Here is a 14295-nt window from a genome sequence, read left to right as displayed (position 1 = left end):
TTTTTCACCTCGGTGGTCAAATGAAAACAATTTTTATTTTTTTATCGACAATCCATAAACTAACGTCTCACTCGGAGTCGTAATACTAAAACCTGTCGTCTTATAATCAAGTTTCACCGTATCACCAGTGTAGTCTTTCGTGAATGAATCCATTTGTACGATAAGCTCTGCATCTTCATATACAACATCATCTGCGTTATATGTATCCCAAATTAAATCGACATCAACGAAAATACTACAAGAGTTCGTCATTGTTCCTCTAATGCGAACGATCTTTTTATCTTCAAGTTCTAATCTATGTATAGCTGCTTTTGCTTCATCAGTAATACGAATGTTCATTGTATCCCAACCTTTATTTATATTTCCTTTATTATTGCAAAAACAGGAGCAATAATAAAGGAAAGAGGTTTGTAACAAAAAACGAGCAAACAAATTTGTCTGCTCGTTTCACTTTATTTTAATTCACATTTATCAAGTGGAATCACTTTTGTTTTTTTCGTAAGTTTATATCCTAACCATAGTACTAAGAAGAGTGGTAAACCGATGTAAGAAACGAGTACACCGTTCCAATCGATTGATTCGCCCATAAATGCTCCGTAGTTTTGACCTAAAATGACGATGACACAAAGTGCAAAGGCGAAGATTGGACCAAATGGGAACCATTTTGCTCTATATGGTAAGTCTTTTAAATCTTTTCCTTGTGCGATATATGCTTTACGGAAACGGTAATGACTAATTGCAATGCCGACCCAAGCGATAAATCCAGACATTCCAGATGCGTTTAACAACCAAATGTATACAACACCATCACCGAATAAAGAAGCAATGAAAGCGATACTACCGACAATTGATGTTACGATTAATGCGTTAACAGGTACACCGCGGCTATCTAGTTTACCTAAAAATTTTGGTGCTTTTCCTTGTCGAGCTAAATCCCAAAGCATACGAGTTGATGCATACATACCAGAGTTACCAGCAGATAGTACAGCAGTTAAAATAACAGCGTTCATAACAGAAGCAGCAAAGGCAACGCCCGCTTTTTCAAAAATAAGTGTAAACGGACTTACTGTAACATCACTTGCAGCAAGGCTTTCAGTTGTATAAGGAATTAATAAACCAATAACGAGAATCGCAAGGATATAGAATAAAAGAATACGCCAAAAGATTGAACGAATTGCTTTTGGGATATTACGTTCTGGATCAGACGTTTCACCAGCAGCTACTCCTAATAGTTCAGTACCTTGGAATGAGAAACCAGCTGCCATAAATACACCGATAATTGCCATGATACCGCCGTTAAATGGTGCATCTGCAACAGTGAAGTTTTTAAAGCCAACAGATTCACCGCCCATAATTCCGAAAATCATCATAAAACCAACAATTAAAAAGATGATAATAGTAACTACTTTAATAAGTGCGAACCAATATTCAGATTCACCAAACCCTTTAACAGATAAGTAGTTTAAAAGGAAAATAATAGCTAAACATAATCCGCTCCAAATAAGGGAAGGAGTATCTGGGAACCAAAATTTCATAATTAATGTTACGGCTGCAAGTTCAGCTGCTATCGTAATTGCCCAGTTATACCAATAGTTCCATCCAAGTGCAAAGCCAAGTGATGGATCAACAAATTTTGTTGCATACGTGCTAAAAGATCCAGTAACAGGCATGTAAGCTGCGAGTTCTGCTAAGCTTGTCATTAAGAAATAAACCATAATTCCAATTGCGGCGTATGCGACTAATGCACCACCAGGACCAGCAGAATGGATTACACCACCGCTAGCAAGAAATAGGCCGGTACCGATTGTACCACCGAGAGAAATCATCGTAAGGTGACGAGATTTTAATCCGCGTTTTAATTCACCTTGTCCTTGTGTAGTTTGCGTTTTAGAGGTAGATTGATTTGTTGCGCTATTCATGTTCAACACTCCTTTTCTTGTAGGTTAGGAAGGAGCGGGGGAGAAAAATACAAAAAACCGCCAAAGGAATTTGGCGGAACGTTTCACAAATAACCACCCCATCATACCCTTCCGTTAAGATAGCACCCCACGCTTACACGGTAATTTTGTAAACGTGACAGTTCTGTTCCTTTCGGAGACAGCCCCAGCTCATATTTCCAGAGAAGAAATATAAACTTCGGCAACTTTTCCTTTCAAACGGAGTCAGCTGACATTCTCTGTGTCTCGTCCGTTTTACTATTAAAAGTCGCAACCTCTACCTCATCGGATTGATGAGGATTTATATATTGCTAAGATTTTTAATATATGGCAATTGTAATGACTTTCTGAATATATTGCAAGATATTTTGTTAGGAAAAGTCAAAAAATATCGGTTATTGTATAGGAAACGCTTGCAAAACTCCACCCGAACCTACTATTATGTAGCAATAAGCAAAGAAAAAATTGTTATACAAATGTTTCGCAAAAAATATTGAAAAACCCTCTAAATTAAAAGAAAATTCAGAAAAATATAATTCGACATTCATGATAAAGTCATATTATTTGTTATAATTAGAGTAACGTTTAAGCAAAAAGGGGAAATCAAAATGAAATTAGAAACAGAAAGGCTCTATATAGTGCCGTGTACAGAAGAGAGTATTCAAGTCGCTAACGAGCAAGGATACAATAGCGGTCCGCATATTGTAGGGCATGTAAAGAATGTAAAACAAGATGCAACTTTATTACCATGGGGGGCGTGGTATGTTCTTCGGAAAGAAGATGATAGCGTTTTAGGTGATATTGGGTTTAAAGGGAAACCAAACGAGAAGCAAACAGTAGAAATTGGCTATGGATTTATTGAGAAATATTGGAATCAGGGCTATGCAACAGAAGCTGTAAGAGAACTAATCGATTGGGCTTTCAAAACAGGAGAGGTAGAAACAATAATTGCAGAGACACTCCTGGATAACTATAGTTCGATGCGTGTTTTAGAAAAGTTACATATGAAGAGAGTAAATGCTACAGAAACGATGATTAATTGGAAAATAGAAAAATAAAAAATACCGCTCTAAATTGGGCGGTATTTTTTATAGTTATGGTAGCATTTGCTTCTGATCATTTGGATACTCAGCCGTTGATGCGTTAGGACGATTGGAATGATTGCGAACAGCAATGAAAATAGAAATAATAACGACAAGACCAACTGCAACGTAAGAAAGTGAAATAATAGTTGGATCCACTTTAAATGTAGTAAGCAGTGTACGTATATTTGTAAAGATAATAAGACCGCCAACTAATACACCAAGTAAATGGGGCGGAACGATACGAACTAACCATGCAGCAATTGGAGCTGCGACAATACCGCCGAGCATTAACGCAAATACCCAAACCCAGCTTACTTGTTCCCAGCCAAGTGAGATGAAGAAGCCAATTGTTGCAGCGAGTGAAACAGGAAATTCACTCGTATCTACAGATCCAATAACTTTTCTAGCTTCATTTCCTCTTGCTAGAAGAACGGGTGTCGTAATCGGCCCCCAACCACCGCCACCAGTTGAATCAACGAATCCAGCGAATAAACCAAGCGGCACAAGTTGTTTTGCAGACATACGCTTATTTGAAGTGACAATTTGTTTTTGAATGATGAATCGTAATAAAATGTAAACCCCTAAAGTGAATAAAAATATGGAAATGTACGGTTTGATCACATCTCCAGGCAAATTACTTAAAAAACATGCCCCAACAAATGCGCCGATTGCCCCAGGTAATGTAAGCCTGGAAACTGTATATTTATCAACGTTTCCAAATTTGATATGAGATGCGCCAGAAGCTGCAGTTGTAACGACTTCAGCTAAATGAACCGATGCGGAAGCTACAGCCGGTGCAATACCAAACATTAATAATAGTGAAGTAGACGTTACCCCATAAGCCATTCCAAGTGCTCTATCGATCAATTGAGCGAAAAATCCAATAATAGCAAAGACAATTAATTTCTGCATAAATAATCCCCCTGTAATAATAAATGAAAAAGACACTTTTCCCGTATGAGAAAAGTGCCTTTGGTTTTTCCAATCAGCAATAATTAAATTTGTTTCATTATAATACATATTAATCGTATAAATCAACTAGGTTTTAAAGTTTTTGAATTGAATGAAAGAAAAATAAAATATACAATAAAAGGATGGAGAGAAAGGGGAGAAAGGCATGTTACGATTTGATCATCTCGTTCACGCAGTTCATGATACACCGGAGGAAGCGGCAAAACAAATGCAGGAACTTGGATTTCATACTGTATTAGGGGGAGAGCATACGAACTGGGGTACTTGGAATAGTTTAAGTTATTTTGACTTATCATACATAGAATTTCTAGCAGTTCAACATGAAGAAAAAGCGAAAGAAGCAGAAAATCCATTAGTACAAGAAACAGTGGTGAAACTACAAAATGGAGAAGGAATGCTACAAATCGCGATCCGAACAGATGCAATTGAGGAGCTAGCAGTTAACTTTAATAAGTACGGCTTACATACGATAGGGCCATTTGAAGGGAAACGCATGAGAAAAGATGGCCGGCTTCTAGAATGGAAAATGTTATTTGTTAAGCAAGAAGAGAACGGACCGAAATTACCTTTCTTTATACAGTGGAATGAAACGGACGAAGAAAGAAGAAACGATTTACGTAACATAGGAACAATCACTGAACATAAAAACAAAGTACAACAAATTGAAACGATCCATTATGCAGTGAAAAACGTTCGAGAAACGGTGCGGAAATGGAAAGAAGTAATGAGACTATCTACAAGCTCAGTTGTGAAAAATGAAAAATGGAATGCTGAGTGTCAAAGTGTAGTGTTTGGAAATATTCATGTGCAGTTTTGTGAACCGATTGGAGAAGGATTTGTGAAAGAACAATTGAACAAGGAAGGTGAATATCCATTTGCAGTAGAGTTTACAGGGGAAGATAAACGAGAGCATGAAGTGCTAGGTAGTTTGTACATATATTAATAGAGGTGAACGTTGTGGAAGAAATGCTTAGAGAGATAGAGAGAAAACTAGAATGGCCTCGTATTGCAAAGTGTACAGCTATTTCAAAAGGTTTTTCACATGAAGAGAAGTATAAAATTGAATTAAAGAATCAAGAAACTTATTTTGTAAAAATATGTGATGCTGTTCATTTTGAACGTAAACAAGAAGAATATACGTATATGCAACAATTAGAGTCATTACATATTCCAACACCCAAGTTAATTCATTTCATAATACTTGAGAAATTAAATAAATGTGTTCAAGTATTTGAATGGACCCGAGGTATAAATGGTGAAGAAGGTTTAACGAAGCTAACGGTGGAAGAACAGTATAATGCAGGAAGAAAAGCAGGGGAAGTATTAAAGAGAATTCACTCAATTGAAAGAGAAAGTGCAAGTAATAAATGGGAAACATCTAGATGGAATAAATACGAAAGATACATAGAGGCACTAGCAGATTACGAGGTGAATTTTCTGGATTTGAAGCCAGTATTAACCTTTGTAGAAAATCATAAAGATTTATTGAAAAATCGTCCAATAAGATTTTTACATGATGACTTCCATCCAGCAAATAGTATGATTCATAATAAGGAGTTTATCGTTATTGATTTTGGTGGATATGATTTTGGCGATCCAATACACGATTTTTATAACGTAGCGATTTTTACTACAAGAATAAGTAAATCATTTGCGGTTGGACAATTTCACGGTTATTGCGGAGGCGAACCATCGCTTCATTTTTGGAAACTGTATACATTGTACGCCGCGATGACATTCCCAGCGGATATAGTTTGGACGAATCGAAGTACGCCGCATTTAGTAGATGAGATGAAGGAAAGATTAAATGGAATTTTAGAAGATCATAATCATTTTTCATCTTATATTCCAAAATGGTATCAATCAAGTGAATTTAATAAATAATGGAGTAATTTATATGGATAAAATAGCAGTAATTTCAGATATTCACGGTAATATTCAAGCATTAGAATCCGTGTTAAATGATATTAAATTAAGAGGAATCGAGCACATTATTTGTCTTGGAGATTTAGTAGGAAAAGGACCTCATTCCAGTGAAGCAATTGAAATCATTCGTAAAGAATGTGAAGTAGTCGTAATGGGAAACTGGGATGATTTTATTACAAAGCCGACTGAATTTGAAGCATTAACATGGCATCAAAAACAATTATCGGAAGAACAAAACGACTATTTAAGAAGCTTACCATTTTCAATCGAGTTTTATATGAGTGGAAAACTCATTCGTATGTTCCACGCCTCACCAAGAAGTTTATATGAAAGAATTCAACCACACGCTTCAAGAGAAGAGCGTATTAGTATGTTCGAAAATAGTGATCTGACAGAAAATATAGAAGGAGAAAGAAAACCAGATGTCGTTTGTTACGGTGACGTTCACCAAGCGTTCGTTCAAAATTTCAGAGGGAAAACGTTATGTAATGCCGGTAGCGTAGGAAACCCACTTGAAATAACGCAAGCTTCCTATTTAATATTTGAAGGAACATATAATGAAAAAGAAGCGGCGAGCTTTTCTATTCAACTTGTACGAGTACCGTATGATATTGAATTAGCTATCAGATTAGCAGAAGAACTCGAAATGCCAGAAATTGAAGAGTATAAGCAAGAGTTACGGACGGCCTTATATCGGGGGGTTAAGGGGAAGTAAGCTAATAATATATCAACAATTTTTCAAATATATCTATCATAACTTAAAATATATCAACGATTCGACAAAGGATATCAATTTACCGTCAAATAGTGACATGGATTGTTACTTATAATTATATTATGTAAACTAATTATAAAGGGAGATATCATGAACCGAAAACAACGAATCAAAGAAATTGCAGATCATATTGTAAAGCTAAACTTAATCTATCCAACAAGAGTTGGAGTAAGTGGTATTACAGCATCAGGAAAAACAACATTTGCAAACGAACTAGCGGAAGAAATAAAAAAACGAGGATTACCAGTAACACGCGCCAGCATTGATGATTTTCATAATCCAAGAGTGATTCGCTATGCAAAAGGAAAAGAATCTGCAAGAGGGTATTATGAAGATGCACACGATTATACAGCTTTCAAAGAAAGATTATTAATGCCTTTAGGACCTAACGGGAATTTACAGTATGAAACGATTTCTCATAACTTAATAACGGATATGTCTGTACATAATGAGCCGCTATTGGCCACGCAAAACATGATATTAATAGTAGATGGAACGTTTCTATTGAAAAAAGACGTTGCGTATTTATTTGATTACAAAATCTTTGTAGATACAAATTTTGAGATTGCGAGAAAACGTGGTGCTAAGCGGGAAACTGAAGCTTTTGGAAGTTATGAAGAAGCAGAGAAGATGTTTTTGAACAGATATCATGCGGCCTGTAAGATGTATATAGATGAGCATAATCCAAAAGAGTGTGCGAATGTTATAGTTAAGAATAGTGATTTAGGAAATCCAGAAGTTATATTTCATGAAAGAGCGTAATACATAATCAGAAATATATGTATAGCCTTTTGTTTATTGTTATAATTAAATTAATTTTATGAAGCAAATAAAAGGGGATAAGACAATAAAAAACGCAAAAAGGGGACAAGAAATATAATGAATGAAGTACTCGAACTAAAAGAAGAACTACTACAAATTAAAAATAATAATTATGCTGTACCAGAAGACGTAGATGCATATCCATATGCGCAGTGGATGCTAGATTATATCGGATCACCTGATGCTGAACTGCGTGATGATTTGATATATAGTACGCTTCACAAATGGATTACAAATGATGTATTTAGACAAAAAGAGTTACGAGGATTAATGCTGCAAGCAATTAGCCCTGATTATTTATTTTATAAAATTGGTGAAAAGGGAACAGACTCTGTTTTTAAACGTGCATTCTCCGTATTAATTCCACCACTTATTTTATCTGTTCATGAAAGAGAACCACTGTTATCTGAAGAACAACTGTACAGTGTGGCAGAACAAGTGCTGGAATATGTATATTTAGAAGAAGATGTAAGAGGCTACGTAGAAGAAAAAGGCTGGGCACACTCTACTGCACATGCAGCAGATGCGCTCGATGCTTTAGCACGTACAATCCAAAATCGTGAGTTCTCATATGCAATACTAGCTGCCGTTCGTCAGAAGGTACGCTTACATGACTACGTATACATTCACTTTGAGGATGAGAGATTAGTAGCACCAATTATGTCGTTACGTAACCAAAATCTTTTAACTGAAGAAGAGTGGAGCAACTGGTTACATAGTATAGCAACTGTTGAAGACATCCGACATCCGCAGCATGCTATTTTAGTACAAAATATTAGAGCTTTCTTAAGAAGTTTATATTTTAGAGTTTTAGAGACAGAGGGTAATACAGCCTTTACAGATGATGTATTGGAGACTTTGAAAGGGTTGTGTAGGTATTAAAAATACGTTTTTCTAAGAGAAAAGTACATAAAACCACTACATCCCAACCATACTAATAAAATGTGTTGGAGGTGAGTTTTATGGATAAAAAAGACTTTGAAAAAGTTTATAATGATTACTTACATCAAGGAGATGAACGAGCTCAATTTGAAATAGGCCATGAAGTCAATTCAGGAGCAGAACAAATTGTTGCCGTTCGTAAAAATGATGAAGGTGATTTAATTGCTTTTAAAACAAGCAGCGGGAGAGAGTTAGATTATATGACTGCTCTTAATGAAGCAAAATCAGGGAAGTTAGCTCATGTGGACGTATTTCATAAGTATGGTAGAGATATTATACGTAGTGAACCGGATGGTATAAAGGAAAATAACTTAGATAATTTACCTTCATTTTAAAAGGGTAAACCTCAAGAAGAGAATGTTCATTTGGATATTCTCTTCTTTTCTTTCTCTACAAATAGAAGGTTTATTTCTGAAGTGCAATCATACTTTTAAAGAGCACTCTAAATTTCTCTTTATCTTCTGCTGTAAATGGTTTCGGTCCCTTTGTACGCTTACCGCTTTTTCGAACCATTGCACTTAAATATCTTGTTTGTAACAATTGCTCAATGTTTTCATTCGTATACTTATAGCCTTTATGATGTAGTACGATACAGCCTTTTGCTAAAGCGAGCGAAGCAAGACCGTAATCTTGCGTTACAATTAAATCTTCTTTTTTTGCTAACTGCATAATTCGGTAATCTGCAGCATCTGCTCCAGAATCAACATAAATTGTTTCTACACCTTTTGGTTGCTGAGCATTAGAATAATGAGAAAAGCTAGTAACGAGGGTTACAGGGATTTCTGCATTCGTAGCCTCTAAAATAATCACATCTTTTACAGGACAAGCATCTGCATCAACGTAGATTTTCATTTTATCACTCCTAAAACTAGGTTCGTGTTGATAATAATGGTAGATTTTTCTTTTGTCAAACGAGAAAGCTTTATGTAAAGTTATTTTCCACAAACCAAAATAGCTTCACGCAAACGAGAAATACCTTCCTCAATTTGATTAATATTCACTTTTCCATAAGATAAACGAATATAACCATCTTTCGCACCAAAAATACTACCTGGCATAAATGCGATTTCTTGTTTTAAACTTTGCATAATGAGTTGTTTTTCGTTTATAGGTTCTTTTAATTTCCCCCAAATGTATATACCGCCGGTCGGGTTTGAAAAAGAGATTTTATCGTGAAGTTGCTCGTTTAGGGCGTGGACGATAACGTCTCTTTTTTCTGCTAGTTGTTTTCGTAACGGTACGATATGCGACTGAAATGGTACAGTTTCAAAAAATTGTTGCATAAGCCACTGTGGGAAAATGCTCATACCTAATTCCATTTGGTGCCTTGCGTCGGATAACCGTTCGACTACAGACTGCGGAGCGACAAGCCAACCAACTCGTAAGCCTGGTGCAATCATTTTTGATAAGGAATGTACATAAATGACAGTTCCATTTTCATCAATTGATTTCAAAGTAGGGCAAGGTTGTTTCTTTTCTAGCGTAAGTAAACTAGAAGGATCATCTTCAACAATCGCAATTCGTAAGTCTGCGCAAAGTGATAACAGTTTTTTTCTACGGTTTGGATGAAGCATTGTTCCCGTAGGATTTTGGAAGTTTGGATTTAAAAAGATCATTTTTATACGATGCTTTCTATATAATTCTTGCACATCGTCTGGGTTAATACCGTGTTCATCGACAGGTAAAGGGAAAATACGAATACCTGCTGATTGGAATAACGGTAAGGAATAACAGTGTGAAGGACTTTCGAAAGCGACTGCATCACCGGGATTTAATAAACATTGTACGATAAGGTGAAGTGCTTGCTGTGCGCCAGATGTAATCATAATGGATTGCTCAGTCGCTTCAACTTTTAAATATTCCTTCATATATTTTACTACCGCTTGTCTTAGCGGGAGATAGCCTTGCGGATGATCATAACTTAATGAATGTGTTAACGGTTGTTCTCGTAAAATCGTTTGTAGTTGATCGTGCGGATAGAGGTTACAACCGAGCTCTCCGTTTGCGAAATCAATGATATTTTCATTTTGTTGTACTTCCGCACGAATATGGCGAAGTAACGGTAAGTTTGGTAAAAAAGTACCACCTTCTACGAAATTTCTCCAGTTCGGCGTTAATGTTGGAGAAACGCCCCACATATGTGTACTCACACGTGTACCTTTACCAGTCGTACTTTCTACAATTCCCATAGCACGTAGTTCATTATAAGCAGTCGTTACTGTACTTCTGTTTACATTTAACTGCGTAGCTAATTTCCGTTCTGAAGGGAGGAAGCTTCCTGGAGGAAGTTCTCCATATGTAATACGTTTTTCAATAAAGTCAACAACTTGCTGATAAATAGGGATTTTACTGTCACTATCTAGCTTCCATTCCATAAAAAACGCCTCCGTATCTCTTATATACATCCAGTATAGCAAATTGGCTGGGTAAAAAAACAGCCAATTGGACGGTGTTATATCCAGCCAATTTTACTATGCTAAATATGGAAGGGGAGATTCGGATGAAACGATGGCAAATGGAATGGCTCCTAGTATCAGTTGCATTAGTATGGGGAGCAAATTATACAATAGGAAAGTATGGCGTGGCATTTATGTCATCCATTCAATTTAATAGTTTACGATTTTTAGTAGCATCACCGGTATTATTACTTATTACTTTTATAATGGAACGCTCATTACGTATTGAAAGAAAAGATTGGTTACGATTAGTAGCAGTCGGTATCGTTGGTACGACAATGTATCAAACGATGTTTATGCTATCTGTGAAATATACTTCAGCAACGAACGCCTCATTATTAATTGCGATGTCACCTATTTTTACAGGGATATTAGCAGTATTGCACAAACAAGAACGTTTTTCGATGAAGGTACAAATTGGTTCAATAGTAGCGTTTATTGGTGCAGCATTCGTTTTATTAACAGGACATACAGGAGGAACTACTTACGAATATGCGTGGCTCGGAAACATAATTGGATTAGTCGCAGCGATTGCGTGGGGATGGTATCCAATATTAGCGCAACCTCTTATAACAAAATATTCCGCAATGAGAGTCACATCTTGGTCAACTTTAATTGGAATTGTACCTCTCGTTGTATATTGTTTATTCAACGTAAATACATTAACGTGGCCAGTAGACATGCCAAGCTGGGGGTCTCTAGCATATTCAATCGTCTTCGCGACAATCTTCGGACTTGCAATGTGGTATGTCGGTATTAGTAAAATAGGCTCAACGAAAGTAATGGTTTATATGTATCTCGTACCATTGTTCGCAGTTATCTTCGCGGCAGTAACTATCGGAGAGCAAATCAACATGATACAACTCGTTGGCGGACTTATAATCTTTATCGGCTTATATGTTGTAAAAAAGGGTGGAATTCAAAAGCCAGCTCTCAATTTGAAAAAAGTAAGTTAACAATAAAAAGGATCTCTTTCATATAGAAGGAGATTCTTTTGGTTTTTGTAATAAAAGTGCTTGTTCAACAGCCCATTTTTGATGATCATGAATGAGAAGCTCTACAGCAAGTAAAGGAGACATCCACCGCAAAACATGATCTTCCTCACAGTTTTCAGTTTGTGTCTGCACCATGTTCGCAATATAAAAGAACCCATCGTTTAAATAATATGTATCTTCTTTCTCTGCATAAAAATATCGTGCCGCATTACCGATATACTGATCAATTTCAATTGCCCATCCTAATTCCTCTAGTAGTTCACGATGTAAGCATTCATCTTTTGTTTCGGTACCTTCCATACCACCACCAGGTAAAAAATAACGGTCTCCTTTTTGGATAATAACAATCTTTGAAGAAGATGATTGAAAAATAATCGCATAACAACTAGGTCTTAATTCATAATGAACAGTAGGTTTTTTCAAGCCAAACGTGAGTTTTGAAATCATAAAACACGACCTTTCTCTATAAAATACATAAAAGGGATATTAAGGTAAATATAGAATTGTATAAGTATAATCTTAATAGATTGGAGTGGTAACAACATGATAAATCGAAAATGTTCAAGGTGTAAAGAAATTACAGGTACATTGCACGGTGGTAAAAAAATTAAGGAAGAATTTCTATGTGAGGACTGTTTGCAAAAAGGAATTGCGAGCGGTGAAATCGAATTATCACAAGTGGAGCAAGAACAAACTTCGTATCTTTCTATAAAAATATTAAAAATAATGAGTGTGATTTATTTAATAGGATCTATTTTAATGGCTTTTTCAACTGGTCCATTTATACATAACCTGGGGTTTGATGAAATGTCCATTTCAGGATCAGAATTAGGTTTAATAAGTATTGTTATGCTAGGTTCTTTATTCCAGTCTGTTCTTGTATTTTGCGGGATATGGGTATTCATCCTTTTAGTAGAAACGGTCATTAAAATTTATGAAAAAATGAAGTGAGTGAGAGGGAGAAACATATGCGAGTAAGAAACATCAAAGGGGAAGATTATGTAAAAATTCATTCTGTTTTAAATGATTGGTGGGGCGGGAGAGATATGACTGGTATGTTGCCAAAATTGTTTTTCGTTCACTTTCAAGAAACGAGTTTTATTATTGAAGAAGAGGGAGAAACGTTAGGTTTCTTATGCGGTTTTTTTTCACAAACATATAAAGATGAAGCATACGTTCATTTTATCGGTGTGAATCCGAAGTATAGAAGAAGAGGAATTGCATCGACATTGTATTCTTATTTCTTTGATATTGCTCGTGCAAATAACCGTAAAGTTGTAAAAGCAATCACGTCACCAGTAAATAAAAAATCAATACAGTTTCATAGGGAGATTGGCTTTCGAATTGAGGCTGGGGATGATGAAATAGAGGGTGTATCGGTACATACAAATTATGATGGGAATGGTGGTAGTAGAGTATTATTTTTGAAAAATGTGTAAAATTAGGCTAGCACAAAGTTAGCCTTTTTGTTGTGAGGAGCTAGAAATATGGAGAGTAAACAAAGTAGAAATGAGTATTTAAGACGCATACATAAGGTTCAAGATTATATAGAATCAAACATAGACAGTTCACTATCCATTGAAAAGCTAGCGGATATAGCAGGATTTTCGAAGTTTCATTTTCATAGAATTTTTAAAGGAATAGTAGACGAGCCGTTATCACGATATGTAAATCGATTGAAGTTAGAAAGGGCAACAAACCTTCTTACATATCGATTGGATATGACGATTACGGATATCGCTTACCATTTTGGTTTCACAGATTCAGCAGTTTTCTCCCGAACATTTAAAAATTATTACGGTGTAAGTCCGTCTCAATATCGAAATGACAATAGCAAGAATTGCAAAGACGTAAGGTGAATTCCTCAATACAATGAATGTAAGAAGGTTCGAGGAAATGTTGAAATTGTAACAGCGGACGATATAAACGTCGCATACATAAGACATATCGGTACATATGAAGAGTTAACGCTAGCTTTTCCAAACATGATAGAGAAATTATTTCATTACGCAGCAGAGGAAAACTATCATGTATTTGAGGATACGAAAGTATTAACCATTTACCACGATCATCATGAATTTACTGAGGACAATCATTTAAGAACTAGTTTATGTATAACAATTCCCGATGAATCCACAGTAGAAACGAACGACATAGGAATAATGGTAATACCTTCAGGGAAATATGCGGTAGGTCATTTTGAAATACGCCAAGATGAATATAAAGGGGCGTGGGATTACTTATACGGTGAATGGTTGCCAAATAGCGGATATAAACCGAGAGACTCATATCCTTTTGAAGTGTATAAAAATAATCCAGAGCAGCACCCAGAAAAGAAACATATAGTTGATATATATGTACCTATCGAACCTTTTTAATTACAGG

At 35.9% G+C, this 14295-nt stretch carries 16 protein-coding genes, 1 pseudogene and 1 riboswitch; of the genes and pseudogenes, 11 read left to right on the top strand and 6 right to left on the bottom strand.

Annotated features, from left to right (window positions below; all coding sequences use genetic code 11):
• Window positions 1-33: 33 nt before the first annotated feature.
• Window positions 34-339 carry an iron-sulfur cluster biosynthesis family protein gene (locus tag RT27_RS18820; RefSeq protein ID WP_001026167.1) on the bottom strand — a complete coding sequence of 102 codons (306 nt, stop codon included), beginning with the start codon at window positions 337-339 and terminating at the stop codon, window positions 34-36.
• A 113-nt stretch (window positions 340-452) separates the two neighbouring features.
• Window positions 453-1919, bottom strand: a complete 1467-nt coding sequence (locus RT27_RS18815; RefSeq protein ID WP_043937007.1) for an amino acid permease — start codon at window positions 1917-1919, stop codon at window positions 453-455.
• 112 nt (window positions 1920-2031) lie between these two features.
• A riboswitch (Lysine riboswitch) is annotated at window positions 2032-2225 on the bottom strand.
• Between the two features lie 320 nt (window positions 2226-2545).
• On the opposite strand from RT27_RS18815, the gene RT27_RS18810 reads away from it, so the two are divergent.
• Window positions 2546-2995, top strand: coding sequence for a GNAT family N-acetyltransferase (locus tag RT27_RS18810; protein WP_016081090.1), 450 nt, complete (start codon window positions 2546-2548; stop codon window positions 2993-2995).
• A 36-nt stretch (window positions 2996-3031) separates the two neighbouring features.
• Here RT27_RS18810 and RT27_RS18805 read toward each other — a convergent pair whose 3' ends face one another.
• On the bottom strand, window positions 3032-3934 hold the full coding sequence (locus RT27_RS18805; RefSeq protein ID WP_043937005.1) for a sulfite exporter TauE/SafE family protein: 903 nt from the start codon (window positions 3932-3934) through the stop codon (window positions 3032-3034).
• Window positions 3935-4139: 205 nt separating this feature from the next.
• Here RT27_RS18805 and RT27_RS18800 point away from each other — a divergent pair, with 205 nt between their 5' ends.
• From RT27_RS18800 to RT27_RS18775, 6 genes are all read left to right on the top strand, one after another.
• Window positions 4140-4937 carry a VOC family protein gene (locus tag RT27_RS18800; protein WP_016081092.1) on the top strand — a complete coding sequence of 266 codons (798 nt, stop codon included), beginning with the start codon at window positions 4140-4142 and terminating at the stop codon, window positions 4935-4937.
• Between the two features lie 14 nt (window positions 4938-4951).
• A complete protein-coding gene (locus tag RT27_RS18795) occupies window positions 4952-5878 on the top strand; it encodes an aminoglycoside phosphotransferase family protein (RefSeq protein ID WP_043937004.1) in 927 nt (308 codons plus the stop codon).
• A 13-nt stretch (window positions 5879-5891) separates the two neighbouring features.
• Complete coding sequence (locus tag RT27_RS18790; protein WP_043937003.1) at window positions 5892-6635, top strand: metallophosphoesterase family protein; 744 nt, start codon at window positions 5892-5894, stop codon at window positions 6633-6635.
• A 150-nt stretch (window positions 6636-6785) separates the two neighbouring features.
• Complete coding sequence (locus tag RT27_RS18785) at window positions 6786-7457, top strand: uridine kinase (RefSeq protein ID WP_029442693.1); 672 nt, start codon at window positions 6786-6788, stop codon at window positions 7455-7457.
• A 117-nt stretch (window positions 7458-7574) separates the two neighbouring features.
• A complete protein-coding gene (locus RT27_RS18780) occupies window positions 7575-8399 on the top strand; it encodes a DUF2785 domain-containing protein (protein ID WP_043937002.1) in 825 nt (274 codons plus the stop codon).
• Between the two features lie 80 nt (window positions 8400-8479).
• Window positions 8480-8794 (top strand): DUF3892 domain-containing protein, encoded by a 315-nt coding sequence (locus tag RT27_RS18775; RefSeq protein WP_016081097.1) that lies wholly within the window; start codon window positions 8480-8482, stop codon window positions 8792-8794.
• A gap of 70 nt (window positions 8795-8864) precedes the next feature.
• Here the strand turns inward: RT27_RS18775 and RT27_RS18770 are convergent, their stop codons facing one another.
• Both RT27_RS18770 and RT27_RS18765 read right to left on the bottom strand, forming a co-directional pair.
• Window positions 8865-9311 (bottom strand): YaiI/YqxD family protein, encoded by a 447-nt coding sequence (locus tag RT27_RS18770; protein WP_043937000.1) that lies wholly within the window; start codon window positions 9309-9311, stop codon window positions 8865-8867.
• 80 nt (window positions 9312-9391) lie between these two features.
• Entirely contained in the window at window positions 9392-10834 is a 1443-nt protein-coding gene (locus RT27_RS18765) for a PLP-dependent aminotransferase family protein (RefSeq protein ID WP_043936999.1), read from the bottom strand.
• Between the two features lie 125 nt (window positions 10835-10959).
• Here RT27_RS18765 and RT27_RS18760 point away from each other — a divergent pair, with 125 nt between their 5' ends.
• Window positions 10960-11871, top strand: coding sequence for a DMT family transporter (locus RT27_RS18760; protein ID WP_029442689.1), 912 nt, complete (start codon window positions 10960-10962; stop codon window positions 11869-11871).
• A gap of 18 nt (window positions 11872-11889) precedes the next feature.
• Here the strand turns inward: RT27_RS18760 and RT27_RS18755 are convergent, their stop codons facing one another.
• The gene (locus RT27_RS18755) at window positions 11890-12357 is read right to left on the bottom strand and encodes an NUDIX hydrolase (protein ID WP_043936997.1); all 468 of its coding nucleotides are present in this window, start codon (window positions 12355-12357) and stop codon (window positions 11890-11892) included.
• A 96-nt stretch (window positions 12358-12453) separates the two neighbouring features.
• On the opposite strand from RT27_RS18755, the gene RT27_RS18750 reads away from it, so the two are divergent.
• The 3 genes and pseudogenes from RT27_RS18750 to RT27_RS18740 all read left to right on the top strand — a co-directional run bounded on the left by RT27_RS18750 (window position 12454) and on the right by RT27_RS18740 (window position 14288).
• Window positions 12454-12861 (top strand): DUF3980 domain-containing protein, encoded by a 408-nt coding sequence (locus tag RT27_RS18750; protein ID WP_043936996.1) that lies wholly within the window; start codon window positions 12454-12456, stop codon window positions 12859-12861.
• A gap of 17 nt (window positions 12862-12878) precedes the next feature.
• Window positions 12879-13349 carry a GNAT family N-acetyltransferase gene (locus RT27_RS18745; protein WP_016081102.1) on the top strand — a complete coding sequence of 157 codons (471 nt, stop codon included), beginning with the start codon at window positions 12879-12881 and terminating at the stop codon, window positions 13347-13349.
• A 48-nt stretch (window positions 13350-13397) separates the two neighbouring features.
• A pseudogene (locus RT27_RS18740) lies at window positions 13398-14288 on the top strand (GyrI-like domain-containing protein).
• The last annotated feature ends 7 nt before the right edge of the window (window positions 14289-14295 follow it).

The sequence above is a fragment of the Bacillus sp. L_1B0_5 genome (assembly GCF_000836715.1).
Taxonomy (GTDB): Bacteria; Bacillota; Bacilli; order Bacillales; family Bacillaceae_G; genus Bacillus_A; species Bacillus_A thuringiensis_S.
This window is presented reverse-complemented; position numbering and strand designations above follow the sequence as displayed.